At 36.9% G+C, this 20,178-nt stretch carries 13 protein-coding genes; 5 read left to right on the forward strand and 8 right to left on the reverse strand.

Annotated features, from left to right (window positions below):
- Positions 1-12 precede the first annotated feature (12 nt).
- From M3P19_RS16140 to M3P19_RS16150, 3 genes are read right to left on the reverse strand one after another with little or no spacing between them, the layout of a single operon-like run.
- Entirely contained in the window at positions 13-1,284 is a 1,272-nt protein-coding gene (locus tag M3P19_RS16140) for a glycosyltransferase family 4 protein (RefSeq protein ID WP_249658728.1), read from the reverse strand.
- An 11-nt stretch (positions 1,285-1,295) separates the two neighbouring features.
- On the reverse strand, positions 1,296-2,405 hold the full coding sequence (locus M3P19_RS16145) for a glycosyltransferase (RefSeq protein ID WP_249658729.1): 1,110 nt from the start codon (positions 2,403-2,405) through the stop codon (positions 1,296-1,298).
- An 11-nt stretch (positions 2,406-2,416) separates the two neighbouring features.
- On the reverse strand, positions 2,417-3,868 hold the full coding sequence (locus M3P19_RS16150; RefSeq protein ID WP_249658730.1) for a lipopolysaccharide biosynthesis protein: 1,452 nt from the start codon (positions 3,866-3,868) through the stop codon (positions 2,417-2,419).
- A gap of 231 nt (positions 3,869-4,099) precedes the next feature.
- Between M3P19_RS16150 and M3P19_RS16155 the strand changes: the two genes are divergently transcribed.
- On the forward strand, positions 4,100-5,491 hold the full coding sequence (locus M3P19_RS16155) for a PIG-L family deacetylase (RefSeq protein WP_249658731.1): 1,392 nt from the start codon (positions 4,100-4,102) through the stop codon (positions 5,489-5,491).
- Positions 5,492-5,562: 71 nt separating this feature from the next.
- Here the strand turns inward: M3P19_RS16155 and M3P19_RS16160 are convergent, their stop codons facing one another.
- The 5 genes from M3P19_RS16160 to M3P19_RS16180 all read right to left on the reverse strand — a co-directional run bounded on the left by M3P19_RS16160 (position 5,563) and on the right by M3P19_RS16180 (position 13,574).
- On the reverse strand, positions 5,563-6,834 hold the full coding sequence (locus M3P19_RS16160; RefSeq protein ID WP_249658732.1) for a nucleotide sugar dehydrogenase: 1,272 nt from the start codon (positions 6,832-6,834) through the stop codon (positions 5,563-5,565).
- Positions 6,835-7,060: 226 nt separating this feature from the next.
- Positions 7,061-8,497, reverse strand: a complete 1,437-nt coding sequence (locus M3P19_RS16165; protein WP_249658733.1) for a lipopolysaccharide biosynthesis protein — start codon at positions 8,495-8,497, stop codon at positions 7,061-7,063.
- Between the two features lie 126 nt (positions 8,498-8,623).
- Positions 8,624-10,819: a DNRLRE domain-containing protein gene (locus M3P19_RS16170; protein ID WP_249658734.1), complete on the reverse strand. Its 2,196-nt coding sequence runs from the start codon at positions 10,817-10,819 to the stop codon at positions 8,624-8,626.
- Positions 10,820-11,071: 252 nt separating this feature from the next.
- Entirely contained in the window at positions 11,072-12,097 is a 1,026-nt protein-coding gene (locus M3P19_RS16175) for an NAD-dependent epimerase (RefSeq protein ID WP_249658735.1), read from the reverse strand.
- A gap of 76 nt (positions 12,098-12,173) precedes the next feature.
- Positions 12,174-13,574: a nucleotide sugar dehydrogenase gene (locus M3P19_RS16180; protein WP_249658736.1), complete on the reverse strand. Its 1,401-nt coding sequence runs from the start codon at positions 13,572-13,574 to the stop codon at positions 12,174-12,176.
- Positions 13,575-13,808: 234 nt separating this feature from the next.
- Between M3P19_RS16180 and M3P19_RS16185 the strand changes: the two genes are divergently transcribed.
- The 4 genes from M3P19_RS16185 to M3P19_RS16200 are packed head-to-tail and all read left to right on the forward strand — an operon-like array spanning position 13,809 to position 20,084.
- A complete protein-coding gene (locus tag M3P19_RS16185; RefSeq protein WP_249658737.1) occupies positions 13,809-14,936 on the forward strand; it encodes a DegT/DnrJ/EryC1/StrS family aminotransferase in 1,128 nt (375 codons plus the stop codon).
- Complete coding sequence (locus M3P19_RS16190; protein WP_249658738.1) at positions 14,933-16,879, forward strand: polysaccharide biosynthesis protein; 1,947 nt, start codon at positions 14,933-14,935, stop codon at positions 16,877-16,879. Before M3P19_RS16185 ends, M3P19_RS16190 begins: the two co-directional genes overlap by 4 nt.
- Positions 16,880-16,911: 32 nt before the next feature.
- Positions 16,912-17,688 (forward strand): polysaccharide biosynthesis/export family protein, encoded by a 777-nt coding sequence (locus tag M3P19_RS16195; RefSeq protein ID WP_249658739.1) that lies wholly within the window; start codon positions 16,912-16,914, stop codon positions 17,686-17,688.
- A gap of 35 nt (positions 17,689-17,723) precedes the next feature.
- Positions 17,724-20,084 carry a GumC family protein gene (locus M3P19_RS16200; RefSeq protein ID WP_249658740.1) on the forward strand — a complete coding sequence of 787 codons (2,361 nt, stop codon included), beginning with the start codon at positions 17,724-17,726 and terminating at the stop codon, positions 20,082-20,084.
- The last annotated feature ends 94 nt before the right edge of the window (positions 20,085-20,178 follow it).

Raw genomic sequence — 20,178 nt, forward strand, 5'->3', positions numbered from 1 at the left:
GCCCTAACTTAATTAAGAATGATTATTTTCTAGGATTGTTGTATAACAGCTCATGAGGTCTTTCAGGTTCCTTTCTCTGTCATGTCGCTTAGTTGCTGAAATAATACCTCCTTTGGATAATTTCTCTGCTAATTCAGGTTGTTCAAAAATACGAATGATATGTCTTGCCAACTGTTCTATTTCTTCAAAACGGTATAGTAAACCTGAAGACTCGTGATCCACCATATCTGGAATCCCTCCAGCATAGGATGCGATTACGGGTGTTCCCAATAACTGGGCTTCACCTAATGAATTTGGACTATTTTCAATACTGGATGGGCATATAAATGCGTGATTGTTTAAATATGCTTGGATCATACCTTTTGCTTCCAAACTTCCCATGAAATTCACCTGGTCTGACAATTGATTTTCACGAATGTAATTTTTCAACAATTTACCATAACCACTTAATCGTAGTTTTTCCGAAAACGAGCTTGAATCTGTGATATCTTTTCCTACCACATTTAGTTTCACTTCAGGATATAACTTTTTAACTATTTTAATCGCTTCCAATACCTTATGCATACCCTTGATAGGATATGCAGCTGAACTGATCATTAATGAATAATCCTTCTTGCTATCAGCATCCCATTTTCGGGAATCGTAGAATTCCTTACGTAACGATTCGTTACAAAAATGATACATTATATTAGGATTTATGGTAATTGCATGCGTGTGATCCCAATGCGTTCTCCCAATTACATGTGCTGTTTTCTTTAGGTAAGGAACTTCTACTGCTTCTCCTCTTTTTTTGAATTTTTGTTTAGCTTTCAAAAGGGAATCTCTGCGTACCACATCCCTAAATGTGATATTTTTTTTGATGATGGACTCCGTTAAACCTCCCCAATAGTATCTAGTGTAAACACTGATTAATCCTTGGATGGAAATTACATAATTGAGATCGGGAATTTTATTCATTAATGCAAGGCCATGAGCCGCTTCGGTTCCATGAATATGAACAACATCTGGCTGGGTTTCCTTGATAACGGTAACCCATTGGCTTTCTAACGATTGGTCATAATTGTATATCGATGTGGAGCTCTCTAATAGATAATATTGAATGCCATTAATTTTTTTTGAAAGTTTGTGATGGTGCTTAGAAGCAGTAACCACAGTTAATTCGGTGCCATTTGAGACCAAATCCAATGCTAGCCCATACATCCAACCTCCAATTACGGGTATATTCTCACCTAATGATTTAGCCAAATCTGGGAATATAGTGTTGCTAACCCAAAGTATTTTCATGGAATCCTTCATTATTTGATTGTAGATTTTAAAACATCAATTTGATAATTTGCATTGTATTTGGCATCTACTATATCCTGACACATTTTCGCAATTGATTTTTTATCAAATTTATCTTTATTAATCCATTTTTGAATTTTTACATTTAAATCTTCTAAATCATTATTTTTAAAAAAATCCCCAGTTTTTCCAGGATACAGGGCTTCATATTCCGGGCCATGGCCACTAAAATTGTCATTCGTAATCACTGGACAACCGTAGGTCATTGAATGTAGTGCAGTTAATCCTATGGGGCCAGGGGATACACACACATCCGAATTATAAAACAACTCTGCAATGATCGCCTCATCATAACAAGGACCGTAAAACCAAACATTCTTACTTATTTTAAGATCTTCAGGTAAAGTTTCTAATCCCTCAGAGTCCGCATTGGGACCAACTAAGACTAAATTACAGGGTATATCAGTCATATTCAAATTGGCAACTACCTGAATCAACTGATCTATCTTTTTGGATTTTTGAATCCTGCCTGTGTGAATAATTACCGGATTGTTATTGTCAAAATGATTACTGAATATTTCAGTTTTTTTAAGGTTTTTTCTAAATACCAGTTGCTTTTGATGATCAAGTGAATTATAGATAACCACTAATTTTTCCGAAGAAAACCCTTCCGCTATCATATTCTGTTTGGCATGGTTACCATAAAGCAAGATTCTATGACAAAGTCTATAAAACATTTTCTCAATCAACTTTCCCATGGTAGACGTATTGCCTTTCATACCATGTGTCCATGCATATATCTTTTTACCCGATATTTTGGCAAGACATGCCAATAGCCAATTTGACAAGGAACCTGGTGTTCCAGTAATAATATAGTGCTTATAGGGCTTGAAAATTAATTGCCATACCCCAGTCTGCCATTCAAAACCCGTAAGTGGTATTTGATTGATTGAGAGTATTTTCTTAAAGCCATTAAGCGTATTGAAATCAAGTTGTTTGATAGAATCGGCCAACCAATCACCAAAATAGAAATCGCATTCCAATTCAGTGTCCATAATGGAATAGATCGGCATCCTATAGTGTGGCGCGGAGTTGAAAATGCAACAAATTTGCTTTGACATTCTATCCAATTTTATTGTTTAACTTCTGAATTCTTAAAAAAGCCTTTGGTAAGCGCCACCAATTCATCATACTCTTGGATTTTCAACCATCTCAATCCAGCTATGTAGATAATCAAACCTACTAGTCCAGTTACCAAAATATTCACTATATCAGATAGGAACAACAGACGTAGGTAATAAGTGGCCAAGGCCATAACCAAACCAATTGAGAGAATTTTGAGCATGTCTTTTATTTGTTTAATCGGACCGTAACCCATTATTTTTCCTGGATAGTATGTGTTAATGAAAAAGTGGATTGTAGTCGCAATCAATTCAGCTATTGCAATGAATAAAATTCCATATTGAAACGAAACCAACAGCAATAATACGCGAACGCCTATTTTTAGCAATTGTTGTCTTAATACCAAATCCGTTCGTCCTATTACATATAACAGGTTTTCATTAACACCTGAGATTATAGTTATCATGCGAGCGATACAAAAAATCTGCATGATAGGAACTGCAGGCAGCCATTTTTCGGTCAAGAGTAATCTAATAATGGGTTCAGCCAAAATTGCCAACAGAAGAAAAAGCGGAACTATAAGCAGTGCTGTAGCTTTGATGATTTTGCGCGTATAGGCAATCAGATTTTCTTTTTGATCTTGAATGGTTGAAAGCGCAGGGAAAATTACGCTATCCAATACACCATCCAAAGCTCCATAAGCAGTATCGGCAAAATTTGTACCTCTACTGTAAATCCCCAGATCCTTAGGCCCCATCACTTTACCAATTACCAACCCATAGAAGTGATTTACGGTGGTACTTATCAATGATGAAATCAATAAGTTAGATCCATATTTAAATAAACTTTTCAGAGAAGTCCAGGAAAAGACCCAATTGGGCTTCCATTTGACTAAAATCCAAGTAAATATTGCATTTAAACTAGATCGAATGAGGCTCTGAAATACCAATGCCCAAACGCCATAACCACTGTAGGCCAAAACAATTGCTGTAACACCTGAAATCAGTGTTGCACCAAAACTTACCTTGGCCAATGTTTTAAAATCCAATGCAATTGAAAAGATAATATCCGGAACAGTAAACGAGGCATTGATAATTAGTATCAGAGCCAAGACCTTTAGAAGTTCCTCTAATTCTGGAATATCAAAAAATTGCGCGACAAATGGAGCTGAGATAAATAGTACTGCGTAGCAAAAGAATGAAACGAGAAGACTGAACCAAAACACGGTCGATTTGTCATCCTCGGTTCTATTTTGTTTTTGGACTAGTGCTGCGCCAAATCCACTATCAATAAAAATGTCTGAAATCGCTATAAAAATCAATAAGATGCCAATAACTCCGTATTCTTCTGGAGCAAGAATTCTAGCCAAGACAATCCCTAGAACAAAATGAAGTATATCAACCGAAAATTGCTCGATAGCACTCCATGCAATTCCATTAAACATCCGTTTGGCCAGACTCATAAAACGTTTTAGAATTTTGTCCGCAAATATCCGTAATTGCAATCAAATGTGACTTGAAATGCCAATAGGTTGTCATAAAATGGGATTAAATGCATAATTGATGCATATTAAACAGAGATAGGTATAGGTTCAAATGATTATATTCAAAATATACCTGATATAAACATATGCTAACTTTTCTTGCAACACCATTGTCCTGTTAGTAAATTTGAGCATATCAAACTTTCATTGATGAAAAGGAAAAGGCTTGTTGTGGCATTGATCACATTATTGTTAATGTTTACGGCACTGTTTGTATATCGGTACGCCAACTATAGAAATAATATCTATTATTATGATACTCAAGTAGATTACGACTATGAATTCAAGGAAAGTAACTTGATAATTCTGGATTACCTTGATAACTCCGTTACAATACCGGAAGATATTGGGGAGGGATTCACTGCCTTCCTAAAAGTCACTGTTCAGGCAACTTTCAAGGGTAAATGGAGTACACCCAGCGTAGAGATTTCCAATGGCGATAAATCTGTATTGGAATATTTTGAGGACGGTGCTAAAGGATTTAGATATTTGAATATCAGTAATTTGTTAACTGAAGGCGAAACCCGTTTGAATTTCTCTGCGAACAGTCTGAGAATCAACAATCAAGATGCTGAATTGATTTACTTTAAAAATGAGCCTTTGGATGACAAACGAATTTTGGTTATTGGCACCCATCCTGATGATGCTGAAATCGCGGCTTATGGAATATATAGTCAGTACTCGAATGTCTTTGTTTTAAATATAAAATCTGGTGAATCAGGCCCTTTTAAATATGATGAGGTTTATACAGATTCGATTTTACATTATCGTAAAAAGGGACAGCTAAGGACATGGAATAGTATCTCGGTCCCGCTATTGGGCGGAGTCCACCATGATAGCATTCTGAATTTTGCATATTATTCCAATTTGGAAAAAATGTATAAAAAGAAGAGTCAGGAATTCCCTGCAACGTTTACGAAAGCCACAGATATAAATGTTTATCGAAAACAAAATTTTTCCTTTCTTAAGGATAGTATAACAGGAAGTTCTAACTGGGAAGATATGGTCAAGAATTTGCAGATCATAGTTTCTCATGTTAAACCTGATGTCATTGTAACACCCTATCCGGCTTTGGATGCACACAAGGAACATCAATATACTACCATTGCTTTGATGGAGGCCCTTAAAGCTGATAGTATAAGTGAAGGTGAACTGTATCTATATTCCAATCATTATATAATCAATGAGCATTACCCTTATGGTAATTCAGGTGGAACAATGCCGCTGCCTCCAAATTTTTCCAATGCTATTTATTTTAAAAGAATTTATTCCCATCCACTTGGTTTAAATAGACAAAAAGACAAATTGTTTGCCTTAGAGGCAATGCATGACTTAAGACCTGATACAGAATGGCGGTTTGGTGAGCAGGCATTGAGAAAAGCCTTTCAAACTGCCAAAACAGAAATGTTCAATGGTGATAACAGCTATTTCAAAAGAGCTTTAAGAAGTAATGAGTTGTTTTTTGTCGTTCCTATTGCGGATATCTATGATGCTGATGTCGTGGAAAAATTAATCACTGAAATTCCGGATCCGGCCTGGTAGCAAATTAATGAACTTGGATTGTTCTGCTTTGACCACATGGATTATTGCGGTCAAAGCAGAACATAATGTTATTACAATCGATCCGTCACCCATTCTTTTGGAAAGAAACTTTTGATGTCAAACACGATAGTATTGTTACTTGACTTTAAGTTTGGCAAGTCCAGGTTTTTAAATTCTTCATGGCCCACGGATAGTATTATTGCGTCATATCCTTTGCCGATTTTAGGCGCTAAGCTTAGACCATACTCATCAAACACTTCTTCTTTGTTGGCATAAGGGTCGTAAACGTCCATGTCCGTACCAAAATTTTTCAGTTCTCTTACCATATCGATAACCCTAGAATTTCTTATGTCCGGACAGTTCTCTTTAAATGTTATTCCGAGAACTAGGATTTTGGCATTTTTGACCTTTAAGTCGTTTTTCACCATCAATTTAATAACCCGATTGGCAATGTAGATACCCATATCGTCATTTATCCGTCTACCGGATAGAATCACTTCAGGATGATATCCTAAACTTTCTGCCTTATGAGTTAGGTAATAAGGATCTACACTAATACAATGTCCTCCAACAAGTCCAGGTCTAAACGGTAAAAAGTTCCATTTTGTACCAGCAGCTTCCAATGCTTCAACAGTATCAATACCTAGGCGGTCAAAAATCAAGGCAAACTCATTGACCAGTGAAATATTCAAATCACGCTGTGTATTTTCCATGATTTTGGAGGCTTCAGCGACTTTAATACTTGACGCCTTGTGTGTACCTACGGTGATAATTTCATTATATAGTTGATCAACAAAATTTGCGATTTCAGGTGTACTGCCGGAAGTAACCTTTACAATGTTGTGTACTCTTCTTTGTTTGTCCCCGGGATTTATTCTTTCAGGAGAATATCCGCAAAAGAAGTCTTCATTGAAAACTAGCCCGCTATGTTCTTCAAGTACTGGTACACAATCTTCTTCTGTACAACCTGGATATACAGTGGATTCGTAGATTACGATGTCACCTTTGGAAAGTTGCTTCCCAACAGTTTTACTAGCTCCTTTTAATGGATTAAGATTCGGTTTTTTTGAACCGTCTATTGGAGTAGGAACGGTAACTATGTAAATGTTGGCAGATTTTAAATCATCATCGTTATGTGAGAAATTAATTTTTGCCATGAAATCCAAATCTTCATCGTCAACTTCCCCGGTAGCGTCATGGCCACTTTTAAGTTCTTCGATTTTGTTTGTATCTATATCAAATCCGATAACATCGAATCCATTTTTGACAAATTCAACTGCTAATGGAATTCCAACGTATCCAAGACCAATTATAGCAAGCTTGTTATTTTTAATATTTTCCATTATTTAGGATAGGTTATTTTAATATAAAATCTGACAAAAGTACAATTTAACAGGAAATGTTGGTGCAAATCAATTAGCAGTTCAAAAACAAAACACCACCTACATTCTTTATCTTTTTTATGATTGTGCTTGATTTCAAAGAATGAACGACGCTATTGTTAAAGTATTGTTGGCATTCCTAAAAATATACTGCTATCTTATTTTTTTGATGTAATTCTAGTTTTAGTTATTTTTTTAAAAACTTTCTACTCATGGCAAATAAACTGTTCCATTCTTCAATTTTAAATATTCTCATACACAAATAATACGAACCAAGTGCGGCAAGCGGAGCAATGCATACCTTCACTAAATTATCGTCAATAAAGTAAACGGAAAGAAAGGTTACCATTACCATTAGTATTGATGATAAAAAAATCATTTTCATGTCCTTAATCTGTGACAGTGCACCGTATCCCATAATTTTACCAGGATGATATGTATTGATGAAAAAATGTATAATGGTTGAGATCAATTCTGCCAACGCTATAATCACAATCCCATATTTTAAGGATACAACCAGCAAAACAACACGTATAGCGATTTTTGAATATTGTTGTCTAAGCGCCAAATCCGTTCTACCAATGACATAGAGTAGATTAACGTTTATACCTGAGATAATGGTAATTAAACGGGCAATACAGAAGAATTGCATTATAGGAGCAGCTGGTGCCCATTTCTCAGTTAATAATGTAATGATAATGGGTTTTGCCATTAAGGCCAATAACAAAAAAACTGGTATTGTTATTAGCGCCGTCAATTTGATAACTTTTCTAGTTTGCGCTATAAGTACATCTCGTTGTTCCTGAATTGTGGATAAACCCGGTAGCAATACGCTGTCTAAAATTGAACTTATGGTTCCGTAAACAAAATCTGAAAATTGTGTGCCACGGGTGTAGTATCCAAGGTCCTTGGTGCTGATTAACTTAGCGATAAATAACGCATAGAAATTGTTTACAGCGACTCCCAGTAAAGATGATACCAATAAATTTGATCCGTAAGAGAACAAGGTTCCAAATGATGCTTTTGAAAATAAAAGACGCGGTTTCCATCGAACCCAAAACCAAGTCATTACCAATGAAAGAATCGATTTCAATAAAGTTTGATAGGCTAACGCCCAGACACCGTAGCCTTCCATTGCCAAGTATATGGCTACCATGCCAGCTCCAAAAACCGAAATGAAGTTGATCTTTGCCAAGGTCTTAAAGTCCAGGTCAATGTTCAGTAGTGTGGTAGGAACTGTAAACAATGAATTGATGATCAATACCAAGGCCAAAACTCTTAGAAGATTTTTAAGAACGTCCAATTCATAAAAATCAGCTATGTAAGGTGCAGTAATCCAGAGAAGTATGTAGCAGACCAAAGAAATAAGTAAATTAAACCAGAAAACGGTTGACTTATCTTCTTCCGTTCGATCCTGTTTTTGGATTAGAGCTTTGGTGAAGCCGCTGTCTATAAAAACGTTGGATATTGCAATAAACACATATAGAATACCAATTATACCATATTCCTTGGGTGTTAAAATTCTTGCTAGTATGATACCAATAACGAATTGTACCAGCTGAATGGAAATTTTTTCCAAACCACTCCATACTACTCCATGAAACATTTTCTTCCCTAGGCTCATTTAGGCTAATTCGAGGTGGCAAATATCGGATTAATACCTAAGGATTGTTAAAGACCTAGTTAAAAGGATAAAAAAAACGGGCAAGCGATCTGCTTACCCGTTGATCTATAGGTATTGTAATGCTATTTAGTTTGGCGCTGCGAAATTTACGTTAGACCAGGTGCAATTGGTCCAAGAAACATCGAAACTACTATATGGGGCATACTGTTCTTGCGCTTCGACATATAGTTTATCACCATTTTGGAAGTTGCAATTTTGGAATTGAAAATTTTCTGTACCAAAATAGACAATAGCTACGGAATCAAAATTGGTAACATTACAGTTTCTGAATGTGTAGTTTCTAGCAGTAGCTGAGAATGTGTTTCCGCCACCAATATTCAACATTCGATTTGTATTTTCAATAGTAACATTATCAAATGTATTGTTGTAACCTAAATCTTCTAAATCCCGATCACCGCCTGGTCCAACATATCCATCATCCTGTTCAACAAGGGTTATGGCAGTCCAAGTGTCTTTAATAAGTGTATTTCTAATTAGATTGTTGTTAGCACCATTTGCAATAAAAATATTGGCATGCCATTGACCAGAACCCGTACCTTCACCGTACACGGCACAATCTTCAATAATATTGTTTTTAACTCCTGAGAAGTTCAACTCAAAATTGGTTAACCTAGCAGTGCAATTTCTAAACGTATTGTACTCTGCTAAATCCTTCATGTCAAAACCGTGTCCTCCATGTTGTAATCCGGAAGCCCTGTCCGCTATGGAGTTCTGAACAACCGTGTTATTGGTACCTCCTGTCAATAGATAATAATAATCTGTTGGATTGCTAGGATTGTCCGCGTAAACGGTACAGTAATTCACAAGTGAGTTATCAGAATCGAATAATTTTATGGCTTCAGCAGTAGCATTTAATACAAAACTGTTCTCCAATAGCGATTCATTTCCAGTGATTACGATTCCAAAACCGTCATAGGCATTATAACTTGATTGTGTTCCAAATTGTGTGGCGACAATATTTCTTAAAACCACATGTGAACCAGTAGAGCGAACACCTGTTCTATAATTGGTAATCTGGAAATTCTCGATTTCCACATAATCTTCGTATACTTTTAATCCAATGTCAGATCCAGAAGAAATCAGCGGCATTTTACTAGCATCCAGTTGATCTCCATAATTAAAGGTTGATCCTTGATTACTCACTAAATCACCAGGAGTGTTGGTATAGCCAATAATGCGTATTGGATTTCCTGGCATACCTGAATTATCAACATTCAACTCAACACTTCCATAATTTCCTGCTTTTACATAAACTACATCGCCTGCAGCTGCCATTGCAAATGCATGGGTGATACTCCATGCGTTATTTTCGGATAGTCCATTGTTGCTTGGACTACCATTCGGAGTTACATAATAAGCGCCATCTTCAGGTCGATTGTCTTGACCACCACCAGTATTGTCTCCGCCACCAGTATTGTCTCCACCGCCAGTATTGTCTCCACCGCCAGTGTTGTCTCCACCACCAGTATTGTCAGTATTGTCTCCGCCACCAGTATTGTCTCCACCACCAGTATTGTCTCCACCACCAGTATTGTCTCCACCACCAGTATTGTCTCCACCACCAGTGTTGTCTCCACTGCCAGAGTTACCTCCACCGGAATTTCCATTACCAGATTGCGGGTTTGGATCAACGTAACCAGGAGGAGCTTGATAGGTTACAACAAGTTTAGGACCATTATTGTTGGGATTCTCTTTAGAAGAAAATGCCAGGTCATTTCCTGAACTGTGTGTCATAACCAAGCTGAAAGCATCAGTTTCAATGTCAGAAGTGTTCAGACTTAGTTCTTGCTGACTACCTAAACTATAGGTTTTTCCCATTGTGCCCAGCAATACATCTGTGGATGGGGCATTGCTTCCGTTAAGGTTGGATTCCGACCAGTTTGTATTTTCTGATTTAAAGACGTTGATTGTGCCATCTCCTTGGTCACTATCAATCACAAAACTTAGGTTGGCATCAACTACTGGCCCAGGAAGTGTGCTTAAATCGAACATCATATAACTAGTTCGATTATCTTCTTCTAGTCTTATAATATTTAGGTTGTACCCTGCACTAGACTGTAGGTAGGCATCGTGTAGAGGTGAGAATGATTTTGTTAAGAGAACATAATTTCCGTCGGGGGATTCAGCGTCCTCGATATTTTTTTCTATTTCATCGGAAATTACCTCGTTAAAGATATCCGAGTCCTTACTACATGAGAGATTTAAGGTTAAAAGAAATACAAAAAGAATCAAAGCAATGAATTTTGTGGGGTGCAAATTCATACGTAGTGTAAATTAAGTTATTTTAGGTGACATTTGGGAATGTAAAATTAGGCGATTACTCAATAACTCCGACCAAAAGCTTTGTTTTTTCGATGAAATGCACCTTTTTTTAATTTCCAAGCAATTTTTATTTATTGCTCTACTACGTGATGAATTAGTGTTTTGGATTATTTTAAATTTATTTTTAACGCACTTTTATGAAAATCATCGATAAACTGCGGTTTTCGTTAACATTTGACTGTGTTCACGTTTCTATTTACCATAATAAATCTGATACCATTTCACAAAAGATTTAACCCCTTCTTTTACTGATACGGAAGGTTGATATTTGTAATCTTTTATCAATTCACTTACATCTGCCCATGTATTTTCTACATCTCCTGGTTGCATTGGCAGCATTTCTTTTACAGCTTCTTGGTTAAGGTTTTTCTCAATTTCCTCAATGAAATCCAACAGATTAACAGACTTGGTATTTCCAATATTATATACTTTATACAAAGAGCGGGAGGAACCAAGGTCTTTTGTTTCCGTAAGTACTTTATAGATTCCTTGGGCAATATCTTGTACATAGGTGAAATCCCTTTTCATTTGGCCGTGGTTAAAGACTTTCAACGGTTTGCCAGTTGCGATGGCTTCTGTAAACAAGAACATTGCCATGTCTGGTCTTCCCCATGGCCCATATACTGTAAAGAAACGTAGTCCAGTAGTTTGCAAACCGTATAAATGACTGTACGTATGTGCCATTAATTCGTTGCTTTTTTTGCTGGCAGCGTATATACTAATTGGTTGGTCTACATTATCGTTAACGTTAAAAGGGATTTTTTCATTTAAACCATAAACACTTGAGCTACTAGCATAAACTAGGTGTTCAACAGAATTGTTTTTGCAACATTCTAAAATGTTCATAAATCCGACCATATTACTGGAGACGTATGCACCTGGATTTTTCAAACTATAACGAACTCCAACCTGTGCAGCAAGATTACAAACTGCTTCAAAACGCTGCTCTGCAAAGAGTTTGTTCAGTGTTTTGGTATCTTCTAAGGAAATTTTTAAAAACTTGAACTTCGCACCATGTTTACTGCTAATTGCAACGGATTTCAAGTCATCGGCGGCATGTTGATCAATACCTAATTCCGCTAAGCGATCATACTTTAACTGTGGATTGTAATAATCGTTGATATTGTCTATTCCAACTACATCATGTCCATTTTGTAACAATAGTTCACTTACATGGTAACCAATAAATCCAGCAGCTCCAGTGACCAATATTTTCATGCTTCCCTTTTAATGGTATTATAATAAGGGTTGCAAATTACGATTTTTATCGTGCTGATCTGTTGTCCTTGTTTAATTAATGGGATTGTCCAATTTTATAGAACTTAAACCCTAACTTTTCCATTTTTTCATTTTCCAAAATCCTTCTGCCGTCAAAGACAAATGCCGGTTTTAACATGATTTCATGGATTTTTTGCCAGTCATAAGTTTTGAATTCATCCCATTCAGTCAAAATGGCTATGGCGTGTGATTGCTCCGCTGCTTCCATGGGGTCACTTACAACCTTTAATAATCTACGGTTTTCTTCTGGACTTCGTGTACCCAAATAATCGAGATCATTATAAATGGTCTCTTCCTTTACTTTTGGGTCATAGACCACTACTTGGGCCATTTCATCGAGTAATGCATCTGCAATGTAAATTGCTGCCGACTCCCTAGTGTCATTAGTATCTTTTTTGAAAGCCCAACCATAAAAAGCAATTTTCTTACCCGAAACTGTATTGTATAATGTAGAAACAATATTATCAGCAAAACGTCTTTTTTGGTAGTCGTTCATAATGATGACCTGTTCCCAATAATCTGCAACCTCGGTCAAACCAAAACTTTTGGCGATATAAACAAGATTCAAAATATCCTTTTGAAAGCATGACCCACCAAATCCAACAGAAGAGTTCAAGAATTTTGAGCCTATTCTACTATCAAAACCGATAGCTCGCGAGACTTCAGCAACATTGGCGTCTGTTTTTTCACAAAGTGCTGATATTGAATTTATTGATGAGACACGTTGTGCCAGAAAGGCATTTGCTACAAGCTTGGACAATTCTGACGACCAAACGTTGGTTTGCAGCACCCGATCTTTAGGTATCCAATGTTCATAAACCCAACTAAGTGCATCCTTAGCTGCCTGTCCGGCAGCCGTTTCGTCACCTCCAATTAAGACCCTGTCCGCATTTAGCAAATCTTCTATTGCAGTTCCTTCAGCAAGAAACTCTGGATTGGAAAGTATTTCAAATTTCACACCTTTACCTGTATTGTCCAATATGCTTTTTAGTGCTTCGGCTGTACGCACTGGTAAGGTGGATTTTTCCACTACAATTTTATCTTCTTTAGCTACCCTGGCAATATTCCTGGCGCATAACTCAATATTCTTCAAGTCCGCTGCTTGCCCTTTACCTTTACCATATGTCTTAGTCGGGGTGTTCACGGATATGAAAATCATCTCCGCCTCGTCAATCCCTTTGTCAACGTCTGAAGAAAAGAACAAATTCTTGCCTCTAGTTTGCGCAACAATCTCCTTTAATCCGGGTTCATATATGGGCAGTTTATCTAGGTCTTCATCGTTCCATTGGGCAATGCGCTTTTCATTCAAGTCAACAACCGTGACTTGGATTTCAGGACATTTTAAAGCAATTACGGACATTGTGGGACCGCCAACATAACCAGCACCAATACAACAGATTTTTGTGATTTTTTTCATCAGGAATATTTTTCAGCTGCAAAGATTATAAAATTAAAGATCGTGATCCTAATGCTTTTGGACAAAATATACGCTCTAACGGATAAATGACACAGCTTGAATGTTCATATATGCAATCCAAGGGGCAAAGGGTTCATTTAATCGATATTTTTATGGCTTTAACGAATATTGGGGATTTAAGCTAAGGGGATATCTATTTTTGAACATGAAAAACCTCAAAAAACCCAAATTTTGATGACCAAAACCAGAATATGGCTATCATCACCCCACATGGGCGGTACAGAGCAACTTTATGTTAAAGAGGCTTTTGATAGCAATTGGGTGGCCCCACTCGGTCCCAATGTCAATTTTTTTGAAAATTCCTTGGAATCTTATTTGAACAACAATGTCCATGCCGCAGCCTTGAGCTCAGGTACAGGGGCAATCCATCTTGGATTGCAGCTCTTAGGTGTTGGGAAAGGGGATGAAGTGCTATGTCAGAGTTTCACCTTTTCGGCTTCAGCTAACCCAATTAACTATTTGGGAGCTACGCCAGTGTTTATTGATAGTGAGTCGAAAACATGGAATATTTCACCAGAGTTATTGGAAAAGGCAATTTTGGATAGAATATCCAATGGGAAAAAACCAAAAGCAATTGTAGCAGTGCATTTGTATGGTATGCCTTATCAAATTGAGGAAATACAGGAAATTTCAAAAAAATATGGAATTCCTGTAATAGAAGATAGTGCAGAGGCTTTGGGAAGCGAATATAAAGAGATGAAATGTGGACAGTTTGGCGAAATAGGTATTTTTTCCTTTAATGGGAACAAGATAATCACCACATCTGGAGGTGGCGCCTTGCTGACAAAGAATGAATCCATAAAGCAAAAAGCCGTCCATTTAGCTACGCAGGCAAGGGATAAAGCACCGCATTACCAACATTCCAAAATTGGATACAATTATAGGATGAGCAATGTTCTTGCTGGTATTGGACGCGGACAAATGGAAGTGATTGATGATAGGGTAGCGGCAAGACGTTTCAATTTTGATTATTATTTGAAAAATTTATCGGGTATCGCTGGAATCGAGTTTCTTGAAGAGCCTGAAGGTTTTTACAGCAATAGATGGTTGACATGCATACTGACAGATAGTTTTGACAAAAGAGAAAGCATTCGTTTGGCACTTGACCAGGAAGATATAGAATCTAGACCACTTTGGAAACCAATGCACCTACAACCTGTATTTGCGAGTTGTTTGCATTTTTCAGATGGAACTTCAGAAGATCTTTTCAATCGAGGACTTTGTTTACCTAGTGGCTCCAATATGGAGCAGGAAGATTTGGAAAGAGTCGTTTCAATAATTAAAAAAGTTGCATTGGCATGATACAGAATTACTTATTGAATACGACAAGAAAGTACGCGTCCAAGTGGTTGGTACTGCTTATTGATGTAACTATAATAGGAATCACATTTGTCTTATCCTACATCATTAGGTTTAACATGACTTTGAATTTTGATGTAGAGAAATTCTTGATTCAGCTACCTATTGTAATGTTTATATCAGGAGTGGCTTTTATGCTGACTGGTTCATACAGAGGGTTTGTTCGGCACACTGGTATTAAGGATGTATACAACATTTTCAATGCAATATGTTTAAGTAGCATTTTTACCATTTTCGTTGTAATACTTAATAGGCAACTAGATCTTATGGATGGATTTACAATTCCACTTTCCATAATAATCATACATAGCTTAGTTGCTTTTATTGCCCTAACAGCTGCAAGGTATACCTTCAAGACAATGTTTGAAAGTATGACCAAAAGATTTAAAACCGTAAAAAACGTAATGATTTACGGTGCGGGAGAATCTGGTGTGATCGCATATAATGCCCTTACAAGCCACAGTGCTAGTAATATCAAAGTCATAGGTTATATTGATGATGACAAAATGAAAGTGGGTAAAACCATAAATGGTGTCAAAGTCTACGGAAGGAATGTATTGGAAGATTACTTTTTAGCCAGTAACAATGTTAGCGAAATCATTGTGGCTATCCACGTAATTGATAACCACAAATTGCGCACACTAGTTGAAGGGCTAGTGGATTTTGATGTCGAAGTCAAGATTGTACCACCTGTTCAGGATTGGATAAATGGCGAGTTCAAGGTATCCCAGATAAAAAATGTACAAATTGAAGACTTATTAAATCGTGTTCCTATTAATATCAAGAAGTCAAAGGTGACTGATGAACTAAAAGGAAAAACGATAATGGTTACGGGTGGGGCTGGATCAATAGGTAGCGAAATTGTAAGACAAATTGCTACATATGACTATAAAACATTAATTATTATTGATCAAGCAGAATCTGCTCTTTACAATTTACAGCAAGAGTTAAAACAGAACGGATATCACAATTTTTTACCCCTTGTTGCGGATATTAGGGATAAGAACCGGATGAATATGTTCTTTGAAGAACATAAACCTGACATTCTTTTTCATGCCGCTGCGTACAAACATGTACCCTTAATGGAGTACAATGCTTATGAAGCTGTTAAGATAAATGTGGGTGGAACTAAGACAATCGCGGACCTTGCTTTGACTCATGAGGTGGATAAGTTTGTTTTTGTTTCTACGGATAAGGCGGTAAATCCAACCAATGTAATGGGGGCAACCAAAAGAATTGCCGAAATGTACATCAGTTGCATGCAACAAAAAGGAGGAACAAAATTCATTACCACCCGCTTCGGAAATGTTTTAGGTTCCAACGGTTCTGTTATTCCTCTATTCAAAAAACAAATAGAGAAAGGTGGACCATTAACCGTGACCCATAAGGATATTACACGTTACTTTATGACAATTCCTGAGGCATCTCAGTTGGTATTGGAAGCCGGTGCTATGGGACAAGGCGGTGAAATTTTCATTTTTGATATGGGTGAATCTGTGCGTATTTATGATCTGGCCAAGAACATGATAAAATTATCTGGGTTAAGATATCCAGAGGATATTGACATTTCGATTACAGGTTTACGGCCAGGTGAGAAACTTTATGAAGAACTCTTGGCAAATGGTGAAAATACCCTTCCTACCTATCATAAAAAGATAATGATCAGTAAGGTTCGGGAGTTGGATTATAATTTAATTCGGTCCAAAATAGATGAGTTATGTATCTCCAATATATTCTTCAATGAAAATACGATCAAAATAATGAAGGAAATTGTACCTGAGTATATTTCCAATAACTCCAACCTTTGTAAATTTGATGAGAAGGGCACAAAAAAATCTTCTGGAAAAAAACAGGACGTTAAAGACGAGAAAATGTTGCAATCCTAATTAGATCAATACCCATAACCAATAACAATTTTATGAAAACTAAATTTTTACTTACAAGATTACCAATTCTATTGTTAATCTCGTTACTGGCTTCATGTGCTTCAAAAAAGGATATTGTCTATTTTCAAAATGCTGGCGAATTTGAAACTTTTGTGGATCGTAACAGCTTCACACCAAAATTCAAGGTTGATGATGTGGTAAGTATACATGTTTCTACGCTTAATGAAGAAGCAAGCGCACCCTTTAATTTATATCGTGGATTGCGAGGCGGAAATACTGGGTTTACTCCTCAAAGTGTAGATTACTTAGTAGATCAGGCTGGTGAAATTGATTTTCCAGTAATAGGTAAAATAAAAATTGTGGGTCTATCCCCAGAAGAGGTAAGAGTTTTGTTACGGGACGAGCTTGCCGATTATTTAAAGGACCCAATTATAAATATTCGTCTGCAAAACTTTACAGTAACCATTTTGGGTGAAGTTAACAGACCTGGAACTTATCCAGTAAATGGGGAACGTATAACTATTTTGGAGGCACTTGGTCTTGCAGGTGATTTAACGATCAAAGGACAGCGTGATAATGTAATGGTTATTCGCGATTTTGATGGTACCAAAGTTTACAATAGAATTGATTTAAGAAGTAAAGAAGCATTGAATTCGTCGGTGTATTACCTGACGCAAAACGATGTGGTATATGTAGAACCAAACGAATCGGCAGTTACATCTTCACAATTGGATAACAGGGCAAGTATCTGGGTTTCAATTGGTTCTGTACTGTTGACCTCGGCAGTGATTTTACTTACCAGAAATTAATATTAAAGAATTTATCTTAGCCGTTAGTATATATTATGGGTGAAAACATTGATTTAAAAGAACTACTCCTATCGTATGTGAAACATTGGAAATGGTTTGCATTATCTATGTTTGTGTGTTTGGTACTAGGTTACCTTTATTTAAGATATACTACCCCAGAATATATTGCTGAGGCCAAGATACAAATAGAGGAAGACAAGGATTCCTCTTCTGGATTAGATTTATTTAGTGAACTTGATGTTTTTTCTGGCGCCAAAAACAAGGTAGAAGATGAAATCGAAATCATCAATTCCAGGTCCAATCTCATTGATGTTGTCCGGGCCCTCGGACTTAATACAACAATTACCGCATTAGGTGATATTCGAGATACCGAATTTTATGCAAATCCTCCGATTAATGTAAATTTTATTGCACCGGATTCCACGCTGAACAAGGCTGACTTTGCATTTTATTTTACCTATAACTCCGAAACTGATTTCGGGTATAGTGAATATGAAGAAGATCCACCAACAATTGTGCCTTTTGGACGTAATATTGATACTCCTATAGGAGACATGGTGGTTACCCCTAACTCAAGAGTACTTCGCAAATATGAGGAAGCAAAATTAGAAGTTTCCGTTACTCCAGTTGGACTCATGGCTCAGTCCTATAATGATAGATTGAACATTACGGTAGCTGATGAGTTTTCAAATATTGTATATATCTCGTTGGAGGACCCTATTAAAGAAAAAGCTACGGATGTCATAGATGAATTGATAAAGGTGTACAACCTAAATGCTATTGCGGATAAGAAAAACATTGCCGACAAAACCGCTGATTTTATTGATGCCAGAATAGCTGATATCTCTAGTAGCTTAAATGTTGTTGACCAAAGTGCAGAGGAATTTAAAACAGGACGAGGGGTAACCGATATCGCCTCCGAAGCAAATATCAACCTTAACATCGGGGCAGCAAATAGGCAGGATCTTGCCAATGCAAATACCCAGCTCCAGATTGCAGCTTCTATGAAGGAAATGGTAGATCAACAAGAGAGTTACGAAGTATTACCTTCTAATCTTGGGCTTTCAGATCCTGGTATTGCCGGTAATGCGGAACGTTATAATCAGTTGGTACTAGAACGAAATCGATTACTCAAAAGTTCAAACGAGAAAAACCCGGTAATTGTAAACCTTGATCAACAGCTTAATGGTTTAAAAAGGACAATGCAATCCAGTTTGAATAGTACGGTGAATAACTTGGGGATGCAGGTGAATACCTTAAGTAACCAACAAGCTATTATCCGGTCAAAAATTTATTCAGCGCCCAAAAATGAACGTGCGCTAAGGGATATTACAAGAAGACAAGAAACAACAGAATCCCTTTATTTGTATTTGCTTCAAAAGCGGGAAGAAGCTCAAATTGCCGTAGCATCTACTGCCCAAAAATGTAAAATAATTGATAGTGCATACAATCCAACGCCTTATCCTATTTCACCAAACAGACCAGTTATTTATTTGGCCTCATTGATATTTGGCTTTTTGATGCCTTTTTCTGTGATTTATGTACATAGTCTAATAGACAATAAGATCCACAATTTACATGGGCTGGAAAAACTGGTTGACGGTGTTCCAATTCTAGGTGAAATCCCAAGGTTGAGTAAAAAAGAGGAAAAAATCATTGTTAAAGATGATCGTTCCGTTTTAGCGGAAGCTTTAAGAATTGTAAGAACCAACTTAGATTATTTAATAAAAACGAGACAATCTAGTGGATTTGGAAAGAACAATGTCGTCTATATCACTTCCAGTGTTTCAGGTGAGGGTAAAACGTTTGTTTCATCGAACATGGCCATGATATTGGCAAGTACCAATAAAAAAGTGCTTTTAATCGGAGCTGATATTCGAAACCCTAAAATCTATTCATTCTTTACAGGGGGATATTCAGACAATCTGGCAAGTCCCAAACGAGGCAAAGATGCTGGATTAACGGAGTATATCCTTAATAAAGACCTAACAATGAAGGATGTTACCAACACAATGCTGGTATATGAAAATGAAATCGATGTTGTATATTCTGGTAGGATTCCGCCTAACCCTGCTGAGCTACTTCTTAGTAAAAGAATGAAAACTTTGATACAAGAAGCGTCAGAAAAATACGACTACGTATTGGTGGACACGGCACCGTTGATGGTAGTTACCGATACACTTCTTATCAGCAACTATGCAGACCACTTGATTTATGTGACAAGAGCCGAAACCACTGAAGTTAAAGCCGTGGAATACCCAATTAAATTGCAAGAAGAAGGGAAAATTAAAGGCTTATGCTTTGCCGTAAATGACGTTAAAGCATCAGAATTGGGTTATGGTGGTAAATATGGTTATGGCTATGGAAAATCCACCAAAAAATGGTGGAAGCTTTAGTCGAACATCTTAATTGTTAACTTCCTTTTGTCCTATAAACACTTAAATGGGGTTTTTCATTAAATTCTCCCGTAGGAAATATCCTTAAACATTA

Source organism: Flagellimonas spongiicola (assembly GCF_023502425.1).
Classification (GTDB): Bacteria; Bacteroidota; Bacteroidia; order Flavobacteriales; family Flavobacteriaceae; genus Flagellimonas; species Flagellimonas spongiicola.